General features: G+C 56.7%; 28 protein-coding genes and 1 pseudogene. 17 read left to right on the top strand and 12 right to left on the bottom strand.

From position 1 onward, the window contains the following. Window positions 1-255: pseudogene (locus tag JZ00_RS31600) on the top strand (hypothetical protein); the annotation flags it as partial. 150 nt (window positions 256-405) lie between these two features. Here the strand turns inward: JZ00_RS31600 and JZ00_RS22855 are convergent. Beyond that, complete coding sequence (locus JZ00_RS22855) at window positions 406-1,626, bottom strand: CaiB/BaiF CoA transferase family protein (protein WP_039593368.1); 1,221 nt, start codon at window positions 1,624-1,626, stop codon at window positions 406-408. Window positions 1,627-1,639: 13 nt separating this feature from the next. Then, window positions 1,640-2,821, bottom strand: coding sequence for an acyl-CoA dehydrogenase (locus tag JZ00_RS22850; RefSeq protein ID WP_039593369.1), 1,182 nt, complete (start codon window positions 2,819-2,821; stop codon window positions 1,640-1,642). 155 nt (window positions 2,822-2,976) lie between these two features. Between JZ00_RS22850 and JZ00_RS22845 the strand changes: the two genes are divergently transcribed. The 10 genes from JZ00_RS22845 (at window position 2,977) to JZ00_RS22800 (ending at window position 12,771) form a co-directional block, all read left to right on the top strand. After that, a complete protein-coding gene (locus tag JZ00_RS22845; protein WP_039593370.1) occupies window positions 2,977-3,873 on the top strand; it encodes a LysR family transcriptional regulator in 897 nt (298 codons plus the stop codon). A gap of 435 nt (window positions 3,874-4,308) precedes the next feature. Further along, a complete protein-coding gene (locus tag JZ00_RS22840; RefSeq protein ID WP_039593371.1) occupies window positions 4,309-5,430 on the top strand; it encodes a Re/Si-specific NAD(P)(+) transhydrogenase subunit alpha in 1,122 nt (373 codons plus the stop codon). A gap of 15 nt (window positions 5,431-5,445) precedes the next feature. After that, complete coding sequence (locus tag JZ00_RS22835) at window positions 5,446-5,769, top strand: NAD(P) transhydrogenase subunit alpha part 2 (protein WP_003187010.1); 324 nt, start codon at window positions 5,446-5,448, stop codon at window positions 5,767-5,769. Continuing rightward, window positions 5,769-7,205 (top strand): NAD(P)(+) transhydrogenase (Re/Si-specific) subunit beta, encoded by a 1,437-nt coding sequence (locus JZ00_RS22830; protein WP_039593372.1) that lies wholly within the window; start codon window positions 5,769-5,771, stop codon window positions 7,203-7,205. The genes JZ00_RS22835 and JZ00_RS22830 overlap by 1 nt, the downstream gene beginning before the upstream one ends. 197 nt (window positions 7,206-7,402) lie before the next feature. Continuing rightward, entirely contained in the window at window positions 7,403-8,896 is a 1,494-nt protein-coding gene (locus JZ00_RS22825; protein ID WP_039593373.1) for an acetyl-CoA hydrolase/transferase family protein, read from the top strand. 318 nt (window positions 8,897-9,214) lie between these two features. Further along, on the top strand, window positions 9,215-9,430 hold the full coding sequence (locus tag JZ00_RS22820) for a DUF1127 domain-containing protein (protein WP_003187014.1): 216 nt from the start codon (window positions 9,215-9,217) through the stop codon (window positions 9,428-9,430). A gap of 302 nt (window positions 9,431-9,732) precedes the next feature. Continuing rightward, window positions 9,733-10,050 carry a DUF2388 domain-containing protein gene (locus JZ00_RS22815; RefSeq protein ID WP_039593374.1) on the top strand — a complete coding sequence of 106 codons (318 nt, stop codon included), beginning with the start codon at window positions 9,733-9,735 and terminating at the stop codon, window positions 10,048-10,050. 106 nt (window positions 10,051-10,156) lie between these two features. Then, window positions 10,157-10,465, top strand: a complete 309-nt coding sequence (locus tag JZ00_RS22810; protein WP_039593375.1) for a DUF2388 domain-containing protein — start codon at window positions 10,157-10,159, stop codon at window positions 10,463-10,465. A 27-nt stretch (window positions 10,466-10,492) separates the two neighbouring features. After that, window positions 10,493-10,813: a DUF2388 domain-containing protein gene (locus JZ00_RS22805; RefSeq protein ID WP_039593376.1), complete on the top strand. Its 321-nt coding sequence runs from the start codon at window positions 10,493-10,495 to the stop codon at window positions 10,811-10,813. Then, window positions 10,810-12,771, top strand: coding sequence for a DUF7844 domain-containing protein (locus JZ00_RS22800; protein WP_039593377.1), 1,962 nt, complete (start codon window positions 10,810-10,812; stop codon window positions 12,769-12,771). The genes JZ00_RS22805 and JZ00_RS22800 overlap by 4 nt, the downstream gene beginning before the upstream one ends. A gap of 83 nt (window positions 12,772-12,854) precedes the next feature. On the opposite strand, the gene trpA is transcribed toward JZ00_RS22800, so the two are convergent. Together trpA and trpB are read right to left on the bottom strand one after the other, a co-directional pair. After that, window positions 12,855-13,667: a tryptophan synthase subunit alpha gene (gene trpA, locus JZ00_RS22795; protein WP_039593378.1), complete on the bottom strand. Its 813-nt coding sequence runs from the start codon at window positions 13,665-13,667 to the stop codon at window positions 12,855-12,857. Further along, window positions 13,667-14,899, bottom strand: coding sequence for a tryptophan synthase subunit beta (gene trpB, locus JZ00_RS22790; RefSeq protein ID WP_039593379.1), 1,233 nt, complete (start codon window positions 14,897-14,899; stop codon window positions 13,667-13,669). Before trpB ends, trpA begins: the two co-directional genes overlap by 1 nt. A gap of 111 nt (window positions 14,900-15,010) precedes the next feature. On the opposite strand from trpB, the gene JZ00_RS22785 reads away from it, so the two are divergent. Then, a complete protein-coding gene (locus JZ00_RS22785) occupies window positions 15,011-15,904 on the top strand; it encodes a LysR family transcriptional regulator (RefSeq protein ID WP_039593380.1) in 894 nt (297 codons plus the stop codon). Here JZ00_RS22785 and JZ00_RS22780 read toward each other — a convergent pair. Next, window positions 15,901-16,227 (bottom strand): ElaB/YgaM/YqjD family protein, encoded by a 327-nt coding sequence (locus JZ00_RS22780; RefSeq protein WP_030139182.1) that lies wholly within the window; start codon window positions 16,225-16,227, stop codon window positions 15,901-15,903. The genes JZ00_RS22785 and JZ00_RS22780 overlap by 4 nt on opposite strands. Before the next feature lie 155 nt (window positions 16,228-16,382). Here JZ00_RS22780 and JZ00_RS22775 point away from each other — a divergent pair, with 155 nt between their 5' ends. After that, entirely contained in the window at window positions 16,383-16,598 is a 216-nt protein-coding gene (locus tag JZ00_RS22775; RefSeq protein ID WP_003177209.1) for a dodecin, read from the top strand. A gap of 113 nt (window positions 16,599-16,711) precedes the next feature. Next, window positions 16,712-16,936, top strand: coding sequence for a DUF1161 domain-containing protein (locus JZ00_RS22770; RefSeq protein ID WP_039593381.1), 225 nt, complete (start codon window positions 16,712-16,714; stop codon window positions 16,934-16,936). A gap of 55 nt (window positions 16,937-16,991) precedes the next feature. On the opposite strand, the gene JZ00_RS22765 is transcribed toward JZ00_RS22770, so the two are convergent. Continuing rightward, on the bottom strand, window positions 16,992-17,993 hold the full coding sequence (locus JZ00_RS22765) for an LLM class flavin-dependent oxidoreductase (RefSeq protein ID WP_039593382.1): 1,002 nt from the start codon (window positions 17,991-17,993) through the stop codon (window positions 16,992-16,994). A 235-nt stretch (window positions 17,994-18,228) separates the two neighbouring features. On the opposite strand from JZ00_RS22765, the gene JZ00_RS22760 reads away from it, so the two are divergent. Together JZ00_RS22760 and JZ00_RS22755 are read left to right on the top strand one after the other, a co-directional pair. Continuing rightward, window positions 18,229-18,660: an OsmC family protein gene (locus tag JZ00_RS22760; RefSeq protein WP_039593383.1), complete on the top strand. Its 432-nt coding sequence runs from the start codon at window positions 18,229-18,231 to the stop codon at window positions 18,658-18,660. A gap of 137 nt (window positions 18,661-18,797) precedes the next feature. Then, entirely contained in the window at window positions 18,798-19,031 is a 234-nt protein-coding gene (locus tag JZ00_RS22755) for a DUF1161 domain-containing protein (protein WP_039593384.1), read from the top strand. Window positions 19,032-19,037: 6 nt separating this feature from the next. On the opposite strand, the gene JZ00_RS22750 is transcribed toward JZ00_RS22755, so the two are convergent. Next, a complete protein-coding gene (locus JZ00_RS22750; protein ID WP_039593385.1) occupies window positions 19,038-19,463 on the bottom strand; it encodes a PA0061/PA0062 family lipoprotein in 426 nt (141 codons plus the stop codon). Between the two features lie 39 nt (window positions 19,464-19,502). Further along, window positions 19,503-19,916, bottom strand: a complete 414-nt coding sequence (locus JZ00_RS22745; RefSeq protein ID WP_039593386.1) for a PA0061/PA0062 family lipoprotein — start codon at window positions 19,914-19,916, stop codon at window positions 19,503-19,505. Between the two features lie 58 nt (window positions 19,917-19,974). Here JZ00_RS22745 and JZ00_RS22740 point away from each other — a divergent pair, with 58 nt between their 5' ends. Next, window positions 19,975-21,066, top strand: coding sequence for an aminopeptidase (locus JZ00_RS22740; RefSeq protein WP_039593387.1), 1,092 nt, complete (start codon window positions 19,975-19,977; stop codon window positions 21,064-21,066). Window positions 21,067-21,526: 460 nt separating this feature from the next. Here the strand turns inward: JZ00_RS22740 and JZ00_RS30965 are convergent, their stop codons facing one another. The 4 genes from JZ00_RS30965 to JZ00_RS22720 form a co-directional block, all read right to left on the bottom strand. Continuing rightward, entirely contained in the window at window positions 21,527-21,727 is a 201-nt protein-coding gene (locus JZ00_RS30965; RefSeq protein WP_152668463.1) for a hypothetical protein, read from the bottom strand. A gap of 611 nt (window positions 21,728-22,338) precedes the next feature. Then, window positions 22,339-22,662 (bottom strand): hypothetical protein, encoded by a 324-nt coding sequence (locus JZ00_RS22730; protein WP_039593389.1) that lies wholly within the window; start codon window positions 22,660-22,662, stop codon window positions 22,339-22,341. 11 nt (window positions 22,663-22,673) lie between these two features. Then, window positions 22,674-23,141, bottom strand: a complete 468-nt coding sequence (locus JZ00_RS22725; protein WP_039593390.1) for a hypothetical protein — start codon at window positions 23,139-23,141, stop codon at window positions 22,674-22,676. A 138-nt stretch (window positions 23,142-23,279) separates the two neighbouring features. Beyond that, entirely contained in the window at window positions 23,280-24,890 is a 1,611-nt protein-coding gene (locus tag JZ00_RS22720) for a DUF6119 family protein (RefSeq protein ID WP_039593391.1), read from the bottom strand. Window positions 24,891-25,217 lie beyond the last annotated feature (327 nt).

Raw genomic sequence — 25,217 nt, 5'->3', positions numbered from 1 at the left:
CGTATCTGTCAAGCGGTTATTTTAAGAAGTTTTCAAAGTTTCGCTTGGAAATCCTTAACAACTTCAACCACTTGCGCTTTCGATCTCTCGTTAGCGGGAGGCGAATTCTACAGCGTTGTTCGCTGCTGTCAACACCTCTTTTTTACCGCTTTCGACCGAGAAGATCGAACCGCCGATAGAGCCAAACAACACCGCTCTATCAACTCCTTCAGCGCTTCGATGAACTGGAGCGCCTGGCTTGCCGAAACCATCTAACTCATTGAAACTCAAGGAGTTTTCCGTTTCGACTGCGCCGGAAGTGGGGCGAATTATAGACATCCAGAATTTGCCGTCAACCCTTTATTTCGTTTTCTTTCAATCAGATACCAAACGAGCGCAAATCGCGCCTCCTATATAGAAGGGAATCTATAGGACGCCAGAATCACGCAGGGTCGCTACCGCCGCACTGTCCAACCCCAACACCCGCTGCAGCACCTCCATTGTGTGCTCCCCCAATAAAGGAGGTGCATTTCTGTATTCGATCGGCGTATTGGATAAGCGAATAGGACTGGCTACCTGAGGCACCGTACCGGCCAACGCGTGGGGCAACTCGATTGCCAATCCACGAGCCTGCACCTGAGGATCCGCAAACGTCTGGGCCAAATCATTGATAGGGCCGCACGGCACTCCGGCCTGCTCCAGCTGAACCACCCACTCGGCTGTCGTCTTGAATACCGTCGCCTGGCGTATCAATGGGATCAAGGCCGCCCGGTTTGCAACCCTCATTTTGTTTGTCGCGAATCGAGGATCATCTGCCCATTGCGGCTGACCGGCCACCTCGGCGAATTTTCGGAACTGACCGTCGTTGCCCACCGTAAGAATGAAGTCACCATCAGCCGTAGGAAAATCCTGATAGGGCACGATATTCGGATGCGCATTTCCCAAGCGCTTCGGCGCCTTGCCAGTGGTCAAATAGTTCATCGCCTGGTTGGCCAGACAGGCCACCTGGACATCCAGTAAAGCCATATCGATATGCTGCCCGCCGCCGGCATGATCGCGATGAGCCAATGCCGCGAGGATGGCAGCGGTTGAATACAGGCCGGTCAGGATATCGGTCAGCGCAACTCCGACTTTGACCGGCCCAGCGCCCTCCTCTCCTTCCGGTCGACCGGTAAGGCTCATCAAGCCTCCCAGCCCTTGGATCATGAAGTCATACCCTGCGCGCTTGGCGTACGGCCCCGTCTGCCCGAAACCGGTGATCGAGCAATAGATCAACTGCGGGTTGATAGCCTTTAAGGAGTCGTAATCCAGACCGTATGCAGCGAGCCCACCCACCTTGAAGTTTTCGATCAGGATGTCGGACTTCGCCGCCAGCTCCCGAACCAGCTTCTGCCCCTCGGGACGAGTGAAATCGATAGTGACCGATTGCTTGTTGCGATTGGCCGACAGGTAATAAGCCGCCTCGGTCGTGTTCTCGCCATAGGCATCTTTCAGGAAGGGCGGCCCCCACGCACGCGTATCGTCACCGTTGCCGGGACGCTCGACCTTGATGACATCTGCCCCCAGGTCCGCCAGGATCTGTCCAGCCCAAGGCCCAGCCAGGACCCTGGATAAATCCAATACCCGCAGATGCGAAAGCGCGCCCATCGCCGTTCTCCTATTAATAGAACGCCTGAATACCGGTTTGCGCGCGCCCCAGGATCAGCGCATGGACGTCATGGGTGCCTTCGTAGGTGTTCACCACCTCCAGGTTCACCAGGTGACGAGCAATGCCGAACTCGTCGGAAATACCATTGCCACCCAACATGTCACGCGCCATACGCGCGATATCCAAGGACTTGCCGCAGGAATTGCGCTTCATGATCGAGGTAATTTCCACCGCCGCCGAGCCTTCATCCTTCATGCGCCCCAGGCGCAAGCAGCCTTGCAGCGCGAGAGTGATTTCAGTCTGCATGTCGGCCAGCTTCTTCTGGATCAATTGATTCGCCGCCAGCGGGCGTCCGAATTGCTGCCGATCCAGCGTGTATTGGCGAGCGGTGTGCCAGCAAAACTCAGCAGCCCCCAACGCGCCCCAGGAGATGCCATAGCGCGCCGAGTTCAGACAAGTAAACGGCCCCTTGAGCCCACGCACGTCTGGAAAAATGTTCTCTTCTGGAACGAACACGTTGTCCATGACGATTTCGCCCGTAATCGACGCACGCAGGCCGACCTTGCCATGAATAGCCGGCGCACTCAGGCCCTTCCAACCTTTTTCCAGGACGAAGCCGCGAATATCGCCAGCGTCGTCTTTACCCCAAACGACAAACACGTCAGCGATTGGGCTGTTGGTGATCCACATCTTGCTTCCCGTCAGGCTGTAGCCGCCTTCCACTTTGCGCGCACGGGTAATCATCGCGCCCGGGTCAGAACCGTGGTTTGGTTCAGTCAAGCCAAAACAGCCGATCCACTCGCCCGAAGCCAGCTTCGGTAGATACTTCTGTTTTTGTGCCTCAGTCCCGAATTCATTGATGGGCACCATGACCAGTGAGGACTGCACACTCATCATCGAGCGATAGCCGGAATCGACGCGCTCCACTTCCCTGGCAATCAGGCCGTAGCTGACGTAGTTCAATCCGCTGCCGCCATATTGCTCGGGAATGGTTGCCCCCAGGAGACCCACCTCACCCATTTCACGGAAAATCGCTGGATCGGTCTTTTCATGGCGGAACGCTTCCAGGACTCGAGGCGCAAGCTTCTGCTGAGCGAACTGTTCGGCAGTGTCGCGAATCATGCGCTCCTCTTCAGTGAGCTGCTGGTCCAGCAACAGTGGGTCGATCCAATTGAAGCTCGCTTTACCGGCCATGAGTAACCTCGCCAATGAGATGAAAATTCGTGGATTGATCCTAGGCGCGGTTTCCCACGAGAGCAAACGAGGATTCCGCATGTTGTTGTGCTAATTTCTCACTCCGTAAACGCCAACAAGGCTGTTTACGCCCTTCATGTGTGAGGTCGCCGTACATGCGCCGCAAGATTCCCAGCACCGCCGCCCTGGTCAGTTTCGAGGCCGCGGCCCGCCACGAAAGCTTTACCAAGGCCGCGCAGGAGCTTTCGCTCACCCAGGGAGCGATCTGCCGCCAGATCGCGAGCCTGGAAGAATTCTTGAGTGTGGAACTGTTTCGACGCTCAAGACGCGGCGTAAAGCTGACCGAAGCAGGCCTTTCTTATAGTCGCAGGATTGCCACGCAGCTGGACGCGGTCGAGCGCGACACCCTTTCAGTCATGGGCCATACCGGCGCAAACGTAATCGAACTGGCCGTGGTCCCGACGTTCGGCACCCAGTGGTTGTTGCCACGCTTGAAGGACTTTCAGAAGCGGCATCCCGAAGTCACGGTCAACCTTACCAACCGAACACGCCCCTTCCTCTTTGCCGACACCGACTTTGATGCGGCGATCTATTTCGGCGACGCCGATTGGTCCGGTACCGAATCCCACAAATTGATGGGCGAAAATCCGATGCCGGTGTGCAGCCCCGCATTGCTGGGCAGTCGGAACGCACTGACACCGGACGCCATCGCTGAATTGCCGTTGCTTCAGCAGACCACCCGCCCCTACGCGTGGCGCCAGTGGTTCAGCTCTCAGCATCTAAACGTCGCACGAGACCTGACAGGCCCGCGCTATGAACTATTCTCCATGCTCGCCCAAGCGGCCATGCATGACATGGGAATCGCATTGATCCCGCCTTTCCTGATCCAGCGCGAATTGGCAGAGCGCCGCTTGGTAATCGCGAACCGCAATGCCTTATCGAGCATCAAGGCCTATTACCTGATGATCCCGGAGCGAAAGGTGGAATCTGCATCGCTCCGAGCATTTCGCGACTGGCTGGTCAATCAAGCAGAAGGTTATCTCCTTGAATAAGCTGGGAAAATAACAATCCTAACCGCGTAGTCAGCTAATTATAAGCGCTACAGATATAACTTTATGTCGCATAAAACTAAACTGTTATGGACTCGGTACAATCGTCCCACAACCGCCTAGATACGTGGCCTTGAGCCATATTTCCCAACGGATGACTATTCATTCACAGGAGCAATGGAAAAGTATGATAATTGCACGCGTATTGCTTGAAAAACAAGGCTCCACGGCCAGTTGGGCTCAGGGGTTGCGACATTCGGTCACAGGGTGACTTGTAGTTAATTTTTCGTCACACGTCATAATCCCTTGAAGGGCTGAATTTTCGCCTGCAAAATGCCGCGCCCCGCCTGGTTTGGCGGGATCGTGCTGATCGGCCGCCCCAGCCGCACCATCCGAAGTGCCTGGGTTTACTCAATAAGATCACGCAGGAGATTTGACGTGCACATTGGTGTTCCCCTCGAAACCCAACCGGGTGAAACACGGGTTGCTGCTACCCCGGAAACCATCAAGAAGCTCATCGGCCAAGGCCATAAAGTCACTGTCCAGAGCGGCGCTGGCACCAAGGCCAGCGTGATCGATAGTGCTTATGCAGCGGCCGGCGCAACCATTGGCGATGCCAATGATGCGTTTGGGGCTGAGTTGATTCTCAAGGTGGTTGCCCCTAGCGACAGCGAACTGTCGCTGATCAAGAGCGGCACCGTTCTGGTGGGCATGCTCAATCCGTTCAACAACGAAACCATCGCCAAGCTGGCTGAACGCGGCATAACCGCTTTCGCCCTCGAGGCCGCGCCACGCACCTCCCGTGCCCAGAGCCTGGATGTGCTGTCGTCTCAAGCGAATATCGCCGGCTACAAGGCCGTTCTGCTGGCCGCTCACTACTATCCGCGCTTCATGCCGATGCTGATGACCGCTGCGGGCACCGTGAAAGCGGCGCGCGTGTTGATTCTCGGCGCCGGCGTGGCCGGACTTCAGGCGATTGCCACGGCCAAGCGCCTGGGCGCCGTGATCGAGGCTTCGGATGTGCGCCCGGCGGTGAAGGAACAAATCGAATCCCTCGGGGCCAAGTTCGTCGACGTGCCTTACGAGACCGACGAAGAGCGTGAATGCGCGGTCGGCGTCGGCGGTTATGCCCGGCCCATGCCTGCCAGCTGGATGCAGCGCCAGGCCCAAGCCGTGCATGAGCGCGCCAAGCAGGCGGACATTGTCATCACCACCGCGTTGATTCCGGGCCGCAAGGCACCGACGCTGCTAAGCGCCGAAACCGTCGCGCAGATGAAACCCGGCTCCGTGGTCATCGACCTCGCGGCAGCCCAGGGTGGCAATTGCCCGTTGACCGTGGCCGATCAGGTGGTTGTCGAGAACGGCGTCACCATCGTCGGCCCCACCAACCTGGCCGGTGAAGTCGCGGCCGATGCTTCGGCGCTGTACGCCCGTAACCTGCTGGACTTCCTGAAGCTGGTCTTCACCAAGGAAGGTCAGTTCGACGTGAACCTGGAAGACGACATCGTCGCCGCGTGCCTGATGTGCCGCGACGGCCAAGTCATCCGCAAAAACGCCTAAGCAGGGATTCAGACAATGGAAGAGCTTATCTCCCCCGGTATCTACAACCTGATCATCTTTGTGCTGGCGATTTATGTCGGCTACCACGTGGTCTGGAACGTGACGCCAGCGCTGCACACACCGTTGATGGCGGTGACCAACGCCATTTCAGCGATCGTGATCGTCGGCGCGATGCTCGCCGCTGCCCTGACCGTAACGCCGCTGGGCAAGACCATGGGCACCCTCGCCGTGGCCCTGGCCGCGGTCAACGTATTCGGTGGCTTCCTGGTGACGCGCCGCATGCTTGAGATGTTCAAGAAAAAAGCCCCGAAAGCCGTAAAAGAAGAGGCGCCCAAGTAATGAGCATGAACCTGGTAACGACGCTCTACCTGATCGCGTCCGTCTGCTTCATCCAGGCCCTCAAAGGCCTGTCGCACCCCACCACATCCCGCCGCGGCAACCTTTTCGGCATGCTCGGCATGGCGCTGGCGGTGCTTACCACCGTCGGACTTATCTACAAATTGGGGGCAGAGCTGGCAACCGCCGGCATCGGCTACGTCATCGTGGGCCTGCTGGTCGGCGGTACCGCTGGCTCGATCATGGCCAAGCGCGTCGAGATGACCAAGATGCCGGAGCTGGTGGCGTTCATGCACAGCATGATCGGCCTGGCCGCGGTGTTCATTGCCATCGCCGCCGTAGTCGAGCCGCAGTCCCTGGGAATCGTCAAACAACTGGGGGATTCGATTCCGGCCGGTAACCGCCTGGAACTGTTCCTCGGCGCCGCCATTGGTGCAATTACCTTCTCCGGTTCGGTGATCGCTTTCGGCAAGCTCTCGGGCAAGTACAAGTTCCGCCTATTCCAGGGCGCACCGGTACAGTTTGGCGGCCAGCACAAGCTCAACCTGATCCTGGGCCTGGCGACGCTGGGCCTGGGCCTGGCCTTCATGTTCACCGGCAACCTCGGCGCGTTCGCCTTGATGCTGGCCCTGGCGTTTGTCCTGGGTGTGCTGATCATCATCCCGATCGGCGGCGCGGACATGCCGGTGGTGGTGTCGATGCTCAACAGTTATTCCGGTTGGGCTGCGGCGGGTATCGGCTTCTCGCTGAACAACTCGATGCTGATCATCGCCGGTTCGCTGGTAGGTTCGAGCGGTGCAATCCTCTCGTACATCATGTGCAAGGCGATGAACCGTTCGTTCTTCAACGTGCTGCTCGGCGGTTTCGGCAACGCGCCAGATGCGGCTGGCCCGGCAGGCTCGAAAGAAGCCCGTCCGGTGAAGTCCGGTTCGGCCGACGACGCGACCTTCCTGCTGACCAACGCCGACACGGTGATCATCGTGCCGGGCTACGGGCTGGCGGTAGCGCGGGCGCAGCACGCGCTGAAAGAGCTGACCGAGAAGCTGACTCACCATGGTGTGACCGTTAAATACGCGATCCACCCGGTGGCCGGTCGCATGCCCGGGCACATGAACGTCCTGCTGGCCGAGGCCGAAGTGCCTTACGACCAGGTGTTCGAGATGGAAGACATCAACTCCGAGTTTGGCCAGGCCGACGTGGTACTGGTGCTCGGCGCCAACGACGTGGTCAACCCGGCGGCGAAGAACGATCCGAAGTCGCCGATTGCCGGCATGCCGATCCTCGAAGCCTTCAAGGCCAAGACCATCATCGTCAACAAGCGCTCGATGGCCAGCGGCTATGCCGGCCTGGACAACGAACTGTTCTACCTCGACAAGACCATGATGGTGTTCGGTGACGCCAAGAAAGTCATTGAAGACATGGTCAAAGCCGTGGAATAAGCTTCAGCAATTCATCAAAACGCCCCGACTTTTCGGGGCGTTTTGATTTGTATCAAGGCGAAAAGTTACCGATCCGGTAACAATGTTTTGCCTGAAACGCCCGTAATAGACGCCTTAAATGCGACTTTTGTAGCGGGTCGGGCTCAGCGCGAATTCTCTAGACTGCGCATCCTGCTTCCAGCCCGAGATAACCATCCATGTATCGTGATCGCATCCGCCTGCCTTCGTTGTTGAACAAAGTGATGAGCGCTGCCGAAGCAGCCTTGTTGATTGAAGACGGCATGACCGTCGGCATGAGCGGTTTCACCCGTGCCGGAGAAGCCAAGGCCGTGCCGCACGCGCTGGCCGAGCGCGCCAAGGTCACGCCGCTGAAAATCAGCCTCATGACCGGAGCAAGCCTGGGCAACGATTTGGACAAACAACTTACGGAAGCCGGCGTACTGGCACGACGCATGCCCTTCCAAGTGGACAGCACCCTGCGCAAGGCTATTAACGCAGGCGAAGTGATGTTCATCGACCAGCATCTTTCGGAAACCGTCGAACAGATGCGTAACGCCCAGCTCAAGCTACCGGATATTGCCGTGATCGAAGCAGTAGCGATTACCGAGCAAGGTCATATCGTGCCGACCACGTCGGTGGGAAACTCCGCCAGTTTTGCAATTTTTGCCAAGCAAGTGATTGTCGAGATCAACCTGGCCCACAACCCGGACCTGGAAGGGTTGCACGACATTTATATACCGAGCTACCGCCCGACTCGGCTGCCGATCCCCTTGGTGAAGGTTGACGACCGAATCGGCAGCACGGCCATCCCGATCCCGCCGGAAAAGATCGCCGCCATTGTCATCACCCAACAGGCAGACTCGCCTTCCACGGTCTTGCCGCCCGACGAAGACACCCAGGCCATTGCCGACCACCTGATCAGTTTCTTCAAGCAAGAAGTCGCCGCTGGGCGCATGACCAACAAGCTTGGCCCCCTGCAGGCCGGCATCGGCAACATTGCCAACGCGGTGATGTGCGGATTGATCGATTCCCCGTTCGAAGAGCTGACGATGTATTCCGAGGTGTTGCAGGACTCCACCTTCGACCTCATCGATGCCGGCAAGCTAAGTTTCGCTTCCGGAAGCTCCATAACCTTGTCGGCTCGGCGCAACAGTGATGTCTTTGGGAATCTGGCGAAATACAAGGACAAATTGGTCCTGCGTCCGCAGGAGATCTCCAACCATCCCGAGGTGGTGCGACGCCTGGGCATCATCGGCATCAACACGGCGCTGGAGTTCGACCTGTACGGCAATGTCAACTCGACCCATGTATGTGGCACGCGAATGATGAATGGCATCGGTGGTTCGGGGGATTTCGCCCGGAACGCACACCTGGCTGTTTTCGTCACCAAATCCATCGCCAAGGGCGGCGCGATTTCCAGCGTCGTGCCAATGGTCAGCCATGTGGACCATACCGAGCATGATGTCGACATTCTGGTGACCGAGATTGGCCTGGCTGATTTGCGGGGTCTGGCGCCACGAGAGCGGGCGCGAGTCATCATCGACAACTGCGTACATCCGTCTTATCGCCAAGCGCTGAACGAATACTTCGAAGCGGCGTGTACCTTAGGAGGGCATACCCCGCATATCCTGCGCGACGCACTCAGCTGGCACATGAACCTGGAAGCAACCGGGCGCATGCTCGCGGTTTGATACAGCTGGATCACCGTTACAGCAAATACAGTTTTGGGAAGCCGGGCGTCAGGATTGATAATTGACAAAAACTGTACTGCTGTACCGGTGTTTTCCTACAGCCTTTTCCTACCTAAAGCATCACTCCATCAATAAATGCACCAAATCAGTGCCGACAGGTACAGTTGCATCAATATCGACCAGTACACCGCCCTTTAACAGTTAACTGGTCTCTCACAATACAGATGAACTGTATCTACTGACTCTGGCCAAACGGGAGGATCATGGGCACCAGTTAAACCACTACCTAATCCCGCCACAAGCGGAAGGATGTCAACCATGGAACGTACACTCAGTTCCGAGCTGTTTTTCGAAGACAAAGCTGAAAAAAACCAGGCTTCCCTGCCTCTTCGCGTTATCGCTAACCTGATGCTGTGGCAGCGCCGCATCGCCAGCCGCCATCAACTGGCTCGTCTGGATTCGCGCCTGCTGGCAGACGCCGGTATCAGCGAAGCACAGCGCTACGAAGAGCTGAGCAAGCCGTTCTGGCGCTAACTCAGCGTCGCTGGCCCTGACCCACCGGGTCCACCGCCAGCACCGAATTGCAAAAACAAGACCCGTCGCGGGAAACCGCGACGGGTCTTGTCGTTTCGGGCTCGATTTCATCAAACTTGCCGAACAATAACAGTTACGATATCCCTCAAGTATTACCAGTACAGTTTCTCAGGCACGCTCAGCAGAGCTGTAAGCAAACCCGATCTGTCCTACTATTGATGCAAACGTGGCGAAGCGAGTCGAGCACGCGTCTCCTCTTCCAGCTACACGCACCGCTATCACATCATCCAAGGAGTTCCATCATGTCCCGTCTTCGCCTGCTCAGCGCGGTTGCACTGTTCGCCGTGGCCGCCCATTCGAACGCCAGCAGCTTTATCGTGACCACTGATTCCATCGTCGGCGCACTCAAGGCCACGTCCGATGTAACCTCCGACGCAACCTCATCACTGCGCGACAATAAAATCGTCCAAGCCGCACGTGACGACGCCGCCAGCTTCGTGGCCAGCGAAGGCGCCATCCGTGGCGTGAAGCTGGAGAGCGCGCTGGATTACATCCGCCAGCAAGCCCCGCAACTCAACGCCACCGATGCGCAGCTGGCCCAGGCCATCCTGGTAATTTGATGCAACATGAAACATCGGGCACACAAGCGTGTACCGATGTTTCAGCACTGGCTCTGGCCCGCAGGTTTGCGCTAGCCTTCAAGCTCGCCAACCACCGTCGAGTCCCATGCGTTTTTACTCAAAACTCTACAGCGCCTTTTTCCTCGCAACTTTTTGCTGGTCTGTTCCGGCCCATGCCTTCGATGTGTTCACCCAGCAGGTGGTAGCCAGCGGCTACGCCACGAGCCTGGTGACCTCCGCGCCCTTTGACAATAAACGGGTCGCGGCCGCTCGTGATGACGCTGCCGCATTCATTGCCAGTGATGGGCAATTGCGAGGGGCACAACTGGAGTCGGCGCTGGACTACCTGCGCCGGAACCAGCCGAAACTTCACGCCAGCGACCTTGAACTGGCACAGGCAATTCTCGTCCAATAGCTATCTTTAATTTTCCGGAGTCGTTCCATGCGTAGCCCGCTGATTGCTGCCGCCCTTGGCCTGCTGGTATTGGCCGATGTGGCCCAGGCACATACCCTGGTAGCCACCAGTAACATCATCGTTCGCGCCTCCCAGCGTTCGATCGATTTCACGTCTGATACCACAACATCCATTCGTGACTCGAAAATTGTCCGCGAAGCCCACGATGACGCAGCCAGCTTCGTCGCCAGCAATGGCGAGATTCGTGGTGCGCATCTCGAAGCGGCTTTCGAAACATTGCGTACCCGCGTACCGGAAGCCCGCGACGCCAGTGACCAGGTTCTCGCCGAAGCTATCCTCGCATTGTGAGGCGGCTCGCTGCCTGGCTGACAGCCGGGGTCGTGCTGCTCCTGAGCAGCACCGCCCAGGCCGGCCTCCAGCTACATCTCAACAGCGACGGCTTGAGCCCGGCACAACAGCAGGCCAGCCAGGCATTGCTCGATGAAGCCATGCAGGCATTGCCACCACGTTTCATCGAGCGACTCGACCGGCGCATCGATGTCGGCTGGACCGACCAGATGCCTGCCAACGCCTACGGCCAGGCCTCACTGGTCTCACAGCTGGACCTCAACCGGAACCTGCTGGACAGCCTCACCGATGGCAGCGCCGCCAAGCAAAAGACCTTGCGCCCCCACGGTACGGTGCGCCGGGAAATGCTCGCGACCGTCCTACACGAACTGACCCACATCTATGACCGCTCACGCCTCTGGCCAAATGCTGAACGTGCGCTGATCCAACGCTGTACTCGACGTAACAGCAGCGCCGGGTTGATCGGCCTGCCAGATGATTGCCGGGGCCAGAACGACCGTCGTTTCACGCTCAGTGATGATCCGCGCCTGCTCGATCTCGCTGGCTGGCCGCAATATGTCGGCCGTCGCGGTGAACGAGAGCAGCACAACCGCCAGGTTGCCCGCAGCCCGGACCTCTACGAGACGAGCAGCCCCAAGGAGTTCGTCGCGGTCAACATGGAGTATTTCCTCCTGGACCCGAGCTACGCCTGTCGCCGGCCCGCGCTGTATCGCTATTACCGTGAGCAATTCGGCTGGGCGCCCGCTGCCAAAGACACTTGCGCCACCTCGTTCGCCTTTCTCAATGCCGGCAACGACTTTGCCAAGACGCCACTGGGCAAGGTCGATCCGGAACGCGTATACGCCATCGATTACCTTTTGGCCGAAGCCAACCAGAACTGGGTAAGCCGTTGGGGCCATAGCATGCTTCGCCTGGTGATCTGCGCACCGGGCCGGCCACGTGGACCCGACTGTCGGCTGGACCTGGACCAGCACCTGGTGCTGTCGTACCGCGCCTTCGTCGGCGACGTACAGCTATCGAGTTGGGACGGTCTGGTGGGCAAATATCCGTCCCGCCTGTTCGTGCTGCCGCTCGCCCAGGTCATCGACGAATACACCAAGACCGAATTGCGCAGCCTGGCCTCCGTACCGCTGAACCTGTCGCGCACCGAGATCGAAGAAACCGTCGAACATGCCGCCGAAATGCATTGGAGCTATGACGGCAACTATTACTTCCTGTCCAATAATTGCGCGGTGGAAAGCTTGAAGCTGTTGCGCAGCGGCAGTAACAACGAACAGCTCAAGGGCCTGGACAGCATAATGCCCAACGGCCTGCTGGAAGTGCTAAAGGGCCGTGGCCTGGCCGATACCAGCGTGCTGGACGACCCCAAGGAGGCCCTGCGCCTGGGGTACCGCTTCGACTCATTCCGCGAACGCTACCAGGCCATGTTCGACGTGCTGAGAAAAAGCCTGCCGATCCCACAACAAACCGTCGAAGACTGGCTGGCGACGGACGCCGCCGAACGCCGCGGCTGGTTCGAACAGGCCGACCTGCGCACCAGTGCGGCACTGCTGTTATTGGAGCAAGCCAGTTTCCGCCGGCAATTGCTGCTGGCCCAGGATGAAGTGAAGCAGCGTTATCTCGGTGCCCGTGAGCTTCAGAACGGCGGCATGGAGCGAGCTAACGCGACGTTACAACAGATCCTCGTCAACAGCGGCTTCTTGAGCCGTCCGGCCGAACTACTGGGCAGCAGCGGCTACGGATTGCCACAACCCAGCGAATGGCAGCGATTGGAGTCGCAAAGCAGCCTGCGCCAGAAACAGCTTCAAACGCTGACCGGCGACTTGGATAAGGAAGTCAGGGCATTACTTGAGCCGAGCCGCGCAGCTGAAATTGCGGCGAGCGAAGCCAATGTGAAGCAAATCGGCGAACATCTGCGCAAACTGCACAAGGCCGGAGGCGGGCTGGAATTGCCCTGACCGTTACTTTGAAGCAACAACAAAAAGGGGTTCGGAACCTGGTTCCGAACCCCCTTTTGCATTGCTGCGAGTCGAATCAGCGATCAGCCAAGACGCGCCTTACGTACGCCATCGGCCAAGGCCGCGCACAAGCTCAGCACGCCATCGATCGCCTGTTCCGCCGTATCGGCGCTGGCGATATGGTCGATCAACGCCGAGCCGACCACCACGCCGTCGGCCAACCGCGCGATGGCGGCAGCCTGCTCCGGCGTACGAATGCCGAAGCCAATGCTGATCGGCAGGTCTGTATGCCGACGCAAGCGCGCCACGGCTTCTTCCACATGCTCCAGCGTCGCGGCACCGGCACCGGTCACACCCGCCACCGATACGTAGTAGACAAAACCTGAGCTGCCATTGAGCACAGTCGGCAAACGCACATCGTCGGTGGTGGGCGTTGTCAGGCGTATGAAATCCAGTCCGGCAGCCTGGGCCGGCTCGCACAGTTCGCTGTTGTGCTCAGGTGGCATGTCCACGACGATCAGGCCATCAACACCGCTATCCAGCGCTTCGCCAATGAAACGCTGCACGCCATAACGATGGATCGGATTGAAATACCCCATCAGCACCAGCGGCGTCTCGGTATTTTCCTTGCGGAACTCACGAACCATCTGCAGGGTTTTCGCCAGGTTCTGCTGGGCGCCCAAGGCGCGGATGTTCGCCAACTGAATCGCCGGGCCGTCGGCCATCGGATCAGTAAACGGCATGCCCAACTCAATGACATCGGCGCCGGCGGCAGGCAGGCCCTTGAGAATCGCCAGCGACGTGTCGTAATCCGGATCACCGGCAGTGACAAACGTCACCAAGGCGGCACGGTTCTGTTGCTTGAGTTCGGCAAAGCGGGTTTGCAGGCGGCTCATCAGTGTTTCTCCTGCTGGGACTGTTCCATGTGGTGCATCACGGTTTGCATGTCTTTATCGCCACGACCAGACAGGTTGACCACCATCAGGTGATCCTTGGGCAGGTTTGGCGCGCGCTTGAACACTTCGGCCAAGGCATGGGCACTTTCCAAGGCAGGAATAATCCCTTCCAGGCGGCAGCACTTATGGAACGCTTCCAATGCCTCAGCATCGGTAACCGAGGTGTATTGGACGCGGCCAATGTCATGCAACCAGGCGTGTTCCGGGCCGATGCCAGGGTAATCGAGGCCGGCAGAGATCGAATGGGCGTCAATGATCTGGCCGTCTTCATCCTGCAACAAGAACGTACGGTTACCGTGCAATACGCCTGGGACGCCGCCGTTCAGGCTCGCCGCATGCTTGCCGGTCTCGATGCCGTAGCCCGCCGCTTCGACGCCGATGATTTCGACACTCTTGTCATCCAGGAACGGATGGAACAGGCCCATGGCATTGGAGCCACCGCCGATGCACGCCACCAGGCTGTCCGGCAGGCGGCCTTCCTGGGCTTGCAGCTGATCGCGGGTTTCCTTGCCGATCACGGCTTGGAAATCGCGGACCATCGCTGGATAAGGGTGCGGGCCAGCTACGGTGCCGATCAGGTAGAACGTGCTATCGACGTTGGTCACCCAATCGCGTAGCGCTTCGTTCATCGCATCCTTGAGGGTGCCGGTCCCGGCCACCACCGGAATGACTTCGGCGCCAAGCAGTTTCATGCGAAACACGTTGGCCTGCTGGCGCTCGATGTCGGTGGTGCCCATGTAGATCACGCAGTCCAGGCCGAACCGAGCGGCCACGGTGGCAGTGGCCACGCCGTGCATGCCGGCGCCGGTCTCGGCGATGATGCGTTTTTTGCCCATGCGCCGAGCCAGCAGGATCTGGCCGATGCAGTTGTTGATCTTGTGCGCGCCGGTGTGATTCAGCTCTTCACGCTTGAGGTAGATCTTCGCGCCACCGCAGTATTCCGTCAGGCGCTCGGCGAAATAAAGCGGGCTCGGACGACCGACATAGTCCCGTTGGAAGTAGGCCAATTCCTCGATGAACGCAGGATCTTCCTTCGCCACTTCGTATTCACGGGCCAGATCGAGGATCAGCGGCATCAGCGTTTCCGCGACATAACGGCCGCCGAACGCGCCAAACAGGCCGTTGGCATCGGGACCGCTGCGCAGGTTGAAGGGGGTCGTAGGCTGGGTCATCGGGCGCTCCAGGCGAATGCGTAGAAAGACAATGAGGTCACTCTACCCCTGACATACCTGCGTGAAAACCGATAAGATCGCCGCAACCTGTCAGGAAAACTCACAGATACCATGCGCCACGACCTTCCTCCGCTAAACGCCCTGCGTGCCTTCGAGGCCACCGCGCGCCTGAACAGCGTAAGCCAGGCGGCGGAACAGCTGCACGTCACCCATGGCGCCGTCAGCCGCCAGCTCAAGGTGTTGGAGGAGCACTTGGGGATCAGCCTGTTCATCAAGGACGGGCGTGGCCTGAAACTCACAGATGCAGGACTGCGATTGCGCGACGCCAGCGCCGACGCGTTCGAGCGCCTGCGCACCGTTTGCGCGGAGCTGACGCAAAGCACAGCGGACGCTCCGTTCGTGCTGGGCTGCTCGGGAAGCTTGTTGGCGCGCTGGTTCATTCCGCGCCTGGGCCGGCTCAATGCCGATCTGCCCGACTTGCGCCTGCACCTGTCCGCCGGTGAGGGCGATCTTGACCCGAGGCGTCCAGGGCTGGATGCCTTGCTGGTATTCGCCGAGCCGCCGTGGCCGGCCGACATGCAAGTGTACGAATTGGCCAGCGAGCGGATTGGGCCGGTGATGAGCCCACGTTTTGGGGGCTTCACCCGTTTGCGCGATGCCCCCGCCAACGCGCTGCTGGGCGAACCGCTGTTGCACACCACCTCACGCCCCCAGGCCTGGCCAACCTGGGCGCAACAAAACGCCCTTGAGCCCCAGGCGTTGAAGTTCGGGCAAGGCTTCGAGCATTTGTATTATTTACTGGAGGCGGCTGTGGCCGGGCTTGGCGTGGCGATTGCCCCCGAGCCCTTGGTGACCGAGGACCTGCGTGCTGGTCGCCTGGTCGCGCCGTGGGGTTTCAGTGAAACCCCGGCACGATTGGCGTTATGGCTGCCCAAGCGCGCCGCGGACGGGCGCGCCCGGCAATTGGCGCAATGGCTCAGGCATGAGCTGAACCCATCGGACTAGTCGCCGCGCTTGCACAGCAAGTAAGCGGCCAGCAGACCTAGCGCGCCGACGGCGACGCCGGCCGTGGTCCAAGGATGTTCCTGAGCGTAGTCGCGCGTGGCGATCCCGGTTTCACGGGTTTTCACCTTGACCTCTTCATACGCATCGCTGAGCAGATGCCGGGAATGCTTCAATGCATTTTCGGCATTTGCCTTGAGCGACTTGAGGGTCCTACGCGACTCGTCCGAAGCGTCGTCCTTCAGGCTTTCCAACGACTTGAGCAGACTCTCGATCTCCGCTTCCATGCTTTGCAACGAGGCTTTGCGTAACGAAGTGCTGGCCATGGTGGCTCTCTCCTGCAGTGGTTGAGTAGCGTGTGTGGATTGGGACTGCGGCCGTTTGGGAAAGTGCAGTAAATCTGAACTTTCCAAGCGTAGACGGCGCCACATGTAAGGCGAAAAATCGCTGCTAGGCTGTTAAAGACACCAAGGAGAACGTCATGAGTGATCACCACACATACAAGAAAGTCGAGCTGGTCGGTTCGTCTCCCACCAGCATTGAAGACGCCATCAACAACGCCCTGGCCGAGGCCAGCAAAAGCCTCAAGCACCTGGAATGGTTCGAAGTCACGGAAACCCGCGGCCATATCGAAAATGGCCGGGCCGCGCACTTTCAGGTGACCATCAAGGTCGGATTCCGAATCGCCAATAGCTGAGTGCTTTGAACTTGCACGCTGGCGGAGTGCCATAGGGAATGGCGATGCGCTATGGCTGGCGCATCACGTCTATACGAAACCTCCCTATTTGATCCGACCAAGGAGTGCGAGCGATGAAGAAATTGATGGTGGCCCTGGGTTTGCTGAGCCTTGCGGGTACGGCGTTTGCGGCCGGCAAGCCGTGCGAGGAGCTGAAAAGCGAAATCGCAGCGAAGATCGACGCAAAAGGTGCTTCGGGTTATTCGCTGGAGATTGTCGATAAAGGCGCAGCGGCTGGCGGAGAAGTTGTCGGCACCTGCGAGGGCGGTTCGAAAGAAATCGTCTACAACCGCGGCTGATAACGCGTTCAGATCAAAGCCGACGCATTGCGTCGGCTTTTTTATTGGCCGCGATTCAGCCTTTCATCACCTGCGCCAGCAGTTCATAAGAGTGCAAGCGGTCGGCGTGTTCGTACAAATCGCTGGTGAAAATCAACTCATCGGCCTGAGTCTGCTCGATCAACACTTCGAGCTTGGCGCGGATTTTCTGCGGGCCACCGATCATTGCCAAGCCAAGGAAATCACCTACCGCTTCCTTCTCATGGGGCAGCCATAGACCATTCATGGTGTCGACCGGCGGGCGCTGCACCAGGCTCTGGCCGCGCATCAACGCCAGGATACGCTGGTACACCGAAGTCGCCAGGTAATCGGCCTGCTCATCCGTGTCCGCCGCCACCAAAGGGACGCCGAGCATCACGTAGGGCTTGTCGAGTACGGCTGAAGGCTGGAAGTGGTTGCGATAAACACGGATCGCCTCGTGCATGAACCGCGGTGCGAAATGGGAGGCGAACGCGTAGGGCAAACCGCGCTCCCCGGCCAACTGCGCACTGAACAGGCTCGAACCCAACAGCCACACCGGTACGTTGGTGCCCGTGCCTGGCATGGCGATGATGCGTTGGTCCGGCGTACGCGGCCCGAGATAGCGCATCAGTTCGGCCACGTCATCGGGGAAATCATCGGCGCTGCCGGAGCGCTCACGGCGCAATGCACGGGCCGTCATCTGGTCGGAACCAGGCGCTCGCCCCAACCCCAGGTCAATCCGACCCGGAAACAGACTTTCCAGCGTGCCGAACTGTTCGGCGATCACCAACGGCGCATGGTTCGGCAGCATCACCCCGCCGGAGCCGACGCGGATGCTCGACGTGCCCCCCGCTAGGTAGCCCAGCAACACCGCTGTCGCCGAACTGGCGATGCCGTCCATGTTGTGGTGTTCCGCCACCCAGAAACGGGTGTAGCCGTACTTTTCCACGTGCTGCGCCAAATCCAACGAGTTGCGCAAGGATTGGGCGGCGTTGCCGTCAGCGCGGACAGGGACAAGGTCGAGGGTTGAAAATTTAACTTCGGACAGCTGTTTCATGGGCCGGCATCTCCAACGGCGTAGGCGCTTTGCTGTGGGCGAAAGCCTGCCGTTTCTCTAGGTGTATCCTATGAATGTGGGCATATACCCGAGTTTCAATAGCAGCGAAGAATTTTCCTACTAAATTGGTCGACTAATCGACCGGGTGAACTTTATCCACCGGTCTATCCTCACAATCCTGGCACTGAAAAATACCCAGGCGCGAACCCTCGCGCCGGATCATGAGGAGGCACATATGGCTATCGTCAAGAAAGCATCGGCTCACTGGGAAGGTGACCTGAAGACCGGCATCGGCTCCATCTCCACGGAAACCGGCGTGTTGCGCGAAGCGCCCTATGGTTTCAAGGCACGTTTTGAAGGCGGCAAGGGCACCAACCCTGAAGAATTGATCGGCGCGGCCCATGCGGGCTGCTTCTCCATGGCGTTTTCGATGATCCTCGGCGACGCCGGGCTCAAGGCCGACAGCATCGACACCAACGCCGAAGTGACCCTGGACCAGGTCGATGGCGGCTTCGCAATCACCGCAATCAAGCTGATCCTGAAGGCCAGGATTCCCGGCGCCACCCAGGCGCAATTCGAAGAACTGAGCAACAAGGCCAAGGAAGGTTGCCCGGTTTCCAAGGTGCTCAACGCCAAGATAACCCTGGACGCGACCCTGGTGAGTTGACCAACCGAGAAGATCGCAGCCCCGCATAGGCTGCGATCTTCTTGATCCGCGAGCTATTTACCCGAAAGCAAATATGATCGAATGCAGGTCTGCAGTTTCAGCGCACAGGCGTGCGCGCTGTATTGAGGAATTCGAGCATGAAACGTTTGGCCCTGGCAGTCATCGGTTGCGCATTGACCACAACGGCCCTCGCAGCACCCAAGCCCTGCGAAGAACTGAAAGCCGAAATCGAAGCGAAGATCCAGGCTAATAACGTGGCGTCCTATACCTTGGAAATCGTCACCAATGACGAAGTCCATGACCAGAACATGGTGGTGGGCAGTTGCGACTACGGCACCAAGAAAATCATCTATCAGAAGAACGACCGCTAGGCAGCGCTACGGAACGCAATTGACTTGTCGATCTTCTGCGACGATTTCACGCTTGGCGTTATAGAGCCGGGCGCTGGCGGAAAACGCTAGATTGCGCCCTTCCAAACGATAACGCTGGCCGGCCTCGAAATGGTCGTAACGCATGAGCATGTAGCACAGTCGTTCCTGAGGAGCGCCCTGCATGCCCAGCCCACCGCCGGCAAAAACCTCGAAGTCGAAGCGCACCTTCAGTTCATGGCTGCCCGGTGAAACCTGGAAAAATCGTCCGTCAGAGGATTTTTGACCATCCAGGCTTTCGGCCATCAGCAGCTTGCCGCCCGGCATCGGCGTGGCCAAGTCGATCCACGCCATGTTCGGATCGACTTGCGGTAGCGGGCTCGAAGCACAACCGCTCATGGCGACAAGGCCCAGCAACAACATGTATTTGCGCATGGTGAATATCCTGGAGTCAGGTCTTGAGCATAGCGTTTATCAGCTTTGCTGGCAGCCGGCTGGCGTGCCTTGACCCACGACCTTGCGCTGCTGGTCGTAAAGCTTGGCCCATGGGCGGAACCCGATGCTGCCAGCCTGCAATTGGTAGCGCTGGCCCGCGTTGAAATCCTTGAATTTCACGTTCAACCGACAATCACGCCACAGCGGCTCGGCATCCGGGCCGATGTTGCCCGGCTCCACGGCAAACTGATAACGCACCGTCAGCTCATGGCTACCTGGTTGAACCTCGAAATAACGTCGGTCGATGGACTGTTTGTCATCGACTTCCAGCGCTTGCAACGCGGTGTCCTGTTGGTTTCCCAGGTCAATCCACGCTTGGGAGGGATCAGGATCAGGCAAACCGGCACAGCCAGTCAGCAGCAACAGGCCACTTGTCAGCATCAACACGCGCATAGCGAAGCTCCGGGCAAGCGAGATAGTCTGTGGGCAGACTTCCCAGGGTGATTCCAAATTGATCAGGCAGCGTTCACGCCATCGGTTACTCGACCGTGTTTTGCGGATTTTGTTTCCAGCCCTCCTGCTTTTGTTACTCAACGGTTGCACCAGCGTTGCTTATTACGGCCAACTCGCCAGTGGACAAGTGCGACTGCTGCAAGCCCGCGAGCCAATCGACCGCGTCATTGCCGACCCCACCCGCGATCCGAAACTGCGCGCTCATCTGGCCCAGGCCCGCAAGGCCCGCGCGTTCGCCAGCGAACAACTGCACCTGCCCGATAACAAAAGTTATCGCCTGTATGCGGACATCGGCCGCCCCTTCGTCGTCTGGAACGTCTTCGCCACCCCGGAATTCTCCCTGGCCCCGCAAACCCATTGCTTTCCCATCGCCGGTTGCGTGGCCTATCGCGGCTATTACAGCCAGGGTGCCGCCCGAGGCGAGGCCGCGTTGCAGCAATTGCAGGGCATGGATGTGTCGATCGGCGGCGTAGAGGCCTACTCGACGCTGGGCTGGTTCAACGACCCGATCCTGAGCTCGATGCTGCACTGGGGTGACGAGCGCCTGGCGACGCTGATCTTTCATGAACTGGCGCACCAGCGCGTCTACGTAAAGGACGACACGGCATTCAACGAATCCTTCGCCACCTTCGTAGAACAGGAAGGCACCCGCCAATGGCGCGCCCATCGCGGGCTGGCGCCAGACAACGGCAACCGGTTGCGCCAGCGCGACCAGTTCATCCAACTGATCCTCGATACCCGCCAACGCCTGGAAACCCTCTACACCCAACCTCTGCCCGCCGAGCAGATGCGCCAGCGCAAGGCCGAGGAATTCGAACGCCTGCGCGCCGACTACCAACGAATGCGCGACACGCAATGGGCTGGTGACAAGCGATATGACGCGTGGGTCTATGCGCCAATGAACAATGCCCGATTACTGCCGTTCGGCCTGTATGACCAATGGGTACCGGCGTTTGCGGCGTTGTTCAAGCGTGAGGGCGGGGATTGGGTTGCGTTTTTTACTGCGGTTGAGAAGCTCGGCCGGTTGGCGGCTGATGAGCGCAAGGCTGCTCTGGAGGCATTGGCGGCTCCCAAAATTGCTGACGATTGAACAGATCTCATCGCGAGCAAGCCCCCGCACCACCTTCCAAGCACCGCAGCTCCCCCTGTGTGCGAGCTTGCTCGCGATAGCGGCCCATCGAGCGACGCATATCCAACTGAACGACAAGCCCAACAGTCCCTCACCACCAAAAAGCTCCACCCGCCCATGCGTCCCGCAACTGCGGGGCACTGATGCGGCGGCGCCCTGGGCGAGAACGAAATAGGCTGGGCGCTTGCTATTAGATACCTATGAGTCTGTTAATTTGATCTTCCGCGACGGCTGCAATCGGCCATTAGCGGACGCTTGAGAGCGGCACCTTCCGGCCAAGCAGGCATCAAAGTGAGCATCGAAAATCAGTGAGTGACCACACAAACACCCGGTGCAGGGTGGCGAAATACCCCACAGCGAAGCTGGGGCCTTAGATTGCCCTACCGATTAGGCTTGGCATTCTTGCCAGGAGGATAAGTTTCTAGGCCAGAGGCTTTTTCTTTCTGATAGAACTGTCACCGTCTTTAGTGATGGCTGACGCCAAGAAATTCAGGCCGGCATTGAGACGTTCCTCTCGTGCCAGCTTATCCATGCCAGGGAATGCTGAAGCCATGAGAGGCAGCTGCCAGTGTTCGCACTGCCAATGGATCATGGTCGGCAAAAAATAAGCTAATTGCTTCATTTAACTGCCGACAAGCTGCTTCGAATTTAGTGCAGGTGACTTGCATAGAGCCTAACCCGTGGATGAGTATTTAGCCTGCACCAATAGGCGCGTTGCAAACAGGACAGTGGCGAAACCGAGTGCTCACTCGAGTGGTTGACGACTTCTTACGCTTGGAGTCCCAACATGCCGGACAGTAGAGGACACTATCCCCCTCGAATTGATAGCATCCCCATTTTCTTCCTACAGGCTTTTCATCAGCAGGCGGAGACGTCTGCTTTAACAGAGCGTTCTCTTCCTGTAGCGCTGCAATACGTTCCTTAAGAGCAGCGGCCTCTAGTTTGAGGTCGGCGAGTTCACTAGATAGGTCTGCAAGCAAGTTTTTGAACTCGGCGTCGTCGATATTCTTGGAGATCTCCCGTAGCCGTTTGGCTAACGTTATCGATGTGCTTATCGTCGTAATGATGTCCATGAGCTTCCCTAATGCACTAAAGTTAATTAAACAGCGCCTGAGCGCGGATGCCTAAAAGCATAGCTTCTTGGCATCCACTTGGCTGAAAAAGTAAAAAATGGGACAGATTCATTTCAAAAAACCATCCCCACTCTTTCAATCTTTTCCCTCATGACTGGACCTAGCGACATTGCTCTTGGTACGACTGCAGCACGGTGTATTGATTAAGCAAGAAATCGTCTACCCATGCCTGAGTTTCATTTTCTGTTCTTTGGTTCACAAGCGACTGCATGCCGTACGCCATCATGTTCCCGGTAAGCGTATCGCCCTCCATAGGGTCATCCCCTCCGTACCATTCCAAAAGAGAAAAACCTTGATTAGTCGAGACGATGTAGTAATCGCAACCGGATTTATAGAAAACTACGACGCCTGACTCAGCCAATGACGGCTCAGTGAAAGCAAGAGCGATAGATCCGAGTAGCGCCAATGATATGTTTCGTGCCATAAGAAGTTTTCCTATTTTCCTGTCCGCTCCCAGCGTAGTGTGCTGATTGCTTTGAATTGGCTAATACCTACCGATCCACGCTCGTTCCTAGCTTTTGATCCAGGCCTAGTCAGTAACGCCACAACCGCAGGCCTAGCCGCCTCAAAAATTTGGAACGCGTCGTAATCAGCATCAAGTAGCACTAGGAGAACGGTATCAAAGGACTGCTTCAAATCGATCGATCCAACCCGCCCCCCTCGCATCCGAGAATTGGAAAAATACCGACCTTTGATTTGAATTTTGATAGTCGATCCGTCCTTAACCTCCGTAGCGTCATAGCCGGCTTGCCTGGCAAACTCCAATTTGAGATCGAGGATCCGAGCAGCCTCATACTCTGCGACCTCTCCAGTAACACCTAGAGGCTTTTTAGTAAGATGGTAATAGCGCTTAGCTAGAACCTTCGCGTCTCTTAGGATCTCATAGACCTCATCGGTTTCCATGCTTTCTTTCCTCGATGTTTCTCTCATCCAAGCCAGTGGAACGACTCGAGCAAAGTGCCGTGCAAAACAAAAACGCCTTCACGGTTAGAGTCTAAGAATTTGATTCAACTGCAATACATTCAAATTAATTGTTGAGGTCTACGTTTTCTTCTTTCCTTCTTTATCAACATCTCTTTCGTGTTTGGATATATAGATTCTGGGGATGAGCCCATGATTCGTGACTAATTTGTGCCAAGACTCCACAGCCAAAAGGAATTGAATGGAGTTAACGTCGGTGATTTTTTTAATATCATCTTCAAATACAAACCATAGCCCGGCGCTATGTAGTTTTTCTTCAAATTTTATTGTTTTGTTTTTTATAAGCGTGATGGCATCTCTGGACTGCTCGATATTGTAAATCAGCTCTGGTTTCTTCTTTGAGATTTTTACCGATATAATTTCTCCATCTTTATAGATATCGGCAACTTCCACTTGATAGCTACGTCTTTTTTGTTCGAGTGATTTAATATCTGTCAGAACCCGATCTAAAAGCAGACAACCTCGTTCGACGCATATTTTCTGATTAAAATACGCCTCTCGATAGTCAACTTTGTCATCGTCCGGTTTCGCATTTTCCCTTTTCTCTTTTTGCCAAGCAATGAATGCGGATTCAACCAATGGCTCTTCCAGCTTGATATCAATACTGCCTAAAGATCGCCTCAGGTACTCCATGAACGTTTGATTAAAGAGAAACCATTCTCCATTTTTTAGGAAATATTGTTGCTCTTCGTATTCGATTGGGCAGTCAAGAATTTCCTTCAGGGATCGCGTAAAACGTCTTGAATCTTCGTTTTTGAATTGAACAGTAACGTTGTTAATGTCAGTAATATCGGGATGTTCTCCCAAGAAGTCCGAGATAGACTGAACATCAATGCTATTACCCAAAGCCTTGCGATAGTTACTATTTTCTCCCTTCGCCTTGATTTCATAATCGTAATCATGAAAGCTAAAGCAAATGGCTATGCCATGCACCTGAAATTCTTCAATTAGAACTTCACCGCTTGCATTGTTGAGGTGTTCGAGCAATAGCTCGTCAAGCTCACTTGTTGCCTCGGCTCCGACTGATTCAAGCTTAGGTAAATGTATAATCTTTTCACCGCAGAAACTCTCATCAATCAGCTGGAAAATTGCGGACAACTCCAAAGGTTGTTTATCCATATCCATCTGAATGGAATCGGCAAAAATTATATTGCGCTCACCCCATATTTCCTTGTTAGCTGCCTTGAGCTTTAAGTGGTCGACCGATTCGCCTGCCTCATAGCTATCTTTCTGAAAATGTTGATAGGAGGACACGTCTTGTCTTTTTGTGCCCGTGAAGTAGCGGCTTTTTTTCAGCAATATTGAGCTCTCATCTGCAACATGAATCGCAAGATCGATCCCAAAATCGAGGTGAATAAATTTGGAGAGATAAAAGTGGGACTTTCCTAAGCTCACAGCATAAATTTTCTCTTCGTTCTCTAGATTTTGGCACAGCAGAACGCCAAAATTAAAAATATTTTTTGGCTCCTTTATATTATCGTTAAAAAACTCTTTGTAGGTTTCCCACCACCAAACATCGTTCCCTTTAATGTTTTCTGAGAAATAAAAAGTATTAGAGTAATTGAAAGCCTGAAGAGTCTTTTGCTCAACTAGCCCTACGGACTTAAGCTTTTCTTTTAGTTCTTTAATCTTATGATGCTTAATTTTATAAATATTATAAGTGTTTGACATGTCGTTTCCATTCGAAGATGGCCGGATCCGAATGAGAAATTGCCATTTGCCAGCATGGACTGCAACACCTTATTTTCTGCAAGGATATTGTCAAATAAAATCAGTGGTTTAGAAGTTTTCAGTACACCACCTACTCCGAGCCGTCGCGCCCATTGCGACACCTATACCAGCGAGGCGATATGCGGAAGTGCCGGATATGGAACTGACAAAACTTAAGCTGGCCGCGTGCCTTTATCCGTTAAATACAGCGGAAGCCTCGCCAACGTGGTGGAATTGAATTTTGTGTTGAAAGAACCAGAGACGATGCAGTTCGGCATGGTCGCTGGC

Source organism: Pseudomonas frederiksbergensis (genome assembly GCF_000802155.2).
GTDB lineage: Bacteria > Pseudomonadota > Gammaproteobacteria > Pseudomonadales > Pseudomonadaceae > Aquipseudomonas > Aquipseudomonas frederiksbergensis_A.
Note: the sequence above shows the minus strand (reverse complement) of the source record. Positions and strands in the feature narration are given on the sequence as shown.

Coding starts and splice junctions, on each gene's coding strand:
- JZ00_RS22855 (WP_039593368.1), bottom strand. CDS start 1,626: ATGGGCGCGCTTTCGCATCTGCGGGTATTGGATTTATCCAGGGTCCTG.
- JZ00_RS22850 (WP_039593369.1), bottom strand. CDS start 2,821: ATGGCCGGTAAAGCGAGCTTCAATTGGATCGACCCACTGTTGCTGGAC.
- JZ00_RS22845 (WP_039593370.1), top strand. CDS start 2,977: ATGCGCCGCAAGATTCCCAGCACCGCCGCCCTGGTCAGTTTCGAGGCC.
- JZ00_RS22835 (WP_003187010.1), top strand. CDS start 5,446: ATGGAAGAGCTTATCTCCCCCGGTATCTACAACCTGATCATCTTTGTG.
- JZ00_RS22830 (WP_039593372.1), top strand. CDS start 5,769: ATGAGCATGAACCTGGTAACGACGCTCTACCTGATCGCGTCCGTCTGC.
- JZ00_RS22825 (WP_039593373.1), top strand. CDS start 7,403: ATGTATCGTGATCGCATCCGCCTGCCTTCGTTGTTGAACAAAGTGATG.
- JZ00_RS22820 (WP_003187014.1), top strand. CDS start 9,215: ATGGAACGTACACTCAGTTCCGAGCTGTTTTTCGAAGACAAAGCTGAA.
- JZ00_RS22815 (WP_039593374.1), top strand. CDS start 9,733: ATGTCCCGTCTTCGCCTGCTCAGCGCGGTTGCACTGTTCGCCGTGGCC.
- JZ00_RS22810 (WP_039593375.1), top strand. CDS start 10,157: ATGCGTTTTTACTCAAAACTCTACAGCGCCTTTTTCCTCGCAACTTTT.
- JZ00_RS22805 (WP_039593376.1), top strand. CDS start 10,493: ATGCGTAGCCCGCTGATTGCTGCCGCCCTTGGCCTGCTGGTATTGGCC.
- trpA (WP_039593378.1), bottom strand. CDS start 13,667: ATGAGCCGCCTGCAAACCCGCTTTGCCGAACTCAAGCAACAGAACCGT.
- trpB (WP_039593379.1), bottom strand. CDS start 14,899: ATGACCCAGCCTACGACCCCCTTCAACCTGCGCAGCGGTCCCGATGCC.
- JZ00_RS22785 (WP_039593380.1), top strand. CDS start 15,011: ATGCGCCACGACCTTCCTCCGCTAAACGCCCTGCGTGCCTTCGAGGCC.
- JZ00_RS22780 (WP_030139182.1), bottom strand. CDS start 16,227: ATGGCCAGCACTTCGTTACGCAAAGCCTCGTTGCAAAGCATGGAAGCG.
- JZ00_RS22775 (WP_003177209.1), top strand. CDS start 16,383: ATGAGTGATCACCACACATACAAGAAAGTCGAGCTGGTCGGTTCGTCT.
- JZ00_RS22770 (WP_039593381.1), top strand. CDS start 16,712: ATGAAGAAATTGATGGTGGCCCTGGGTTTGCTGAGCCTTGCGGGTACG.
- JZ00_RS22765 (WP_039593382.1), bottom strand. CDS start 17,993: ATGAAACAGCTGTCCGAAGTTAAATTTTCAACCCTCGACCTTGTCCCT.
- JZ00_RS22760 (WP_039593383.1), top strand. CDS start 18,229: ATGGCTATCGTCAAGAAAGCATCGGCTCACTGGGAAGGTGACCTGAAG.
- JZ00_RS22755 (WP_039593384.1), top strand. CDS start 18,798: ATGAAACGTTTGGCCCTGGCAGTCATCGGTTGCGCATTGACCACAACG.
- JZ00_RS22750 (WP_039593385.1), bottom strand. CDS start 19,463: ATGCGCAAATACATGTTGTTGCTGGGCCTTGTCGCCATGAGCGGTTGT.
- JZ00_RS22745 (WP_039593386.1), bottom strand. CDS start 19,916: ATGCGCGTGTTGATGCTGACAAGTGGCCTGTTGCTGCTGACTGGCTGT.
- JZ00_RS30965 (WP_152668463.1), bottom strand. CDS start 21,727: ATGAAGCAATTAGCTTATTTTTTGCCGACCATGATCCATTGGCAGTGC.
- JZ00_RS22730 (WP_039593389.1), bottom strand. CDS start 22,662: ATGGCACGAAACATATCATTGGCGCTACTCGGATCTATCGCTCTTGCT.
- JZ00_RS22725 (WP_039593390.1), bottom strand. CDS start 23,141: ATGGAAACCGATGAGGTCTATGAGATCCTAAGAGACGCGAAGGTTCTA.
- JZ00_RS22720 (WP_039593391.1), bottom strand. CDS start 24,890: ATGTCAAACACTTATAATATTTATAAAATTAAGCATCATAAGATTAAA.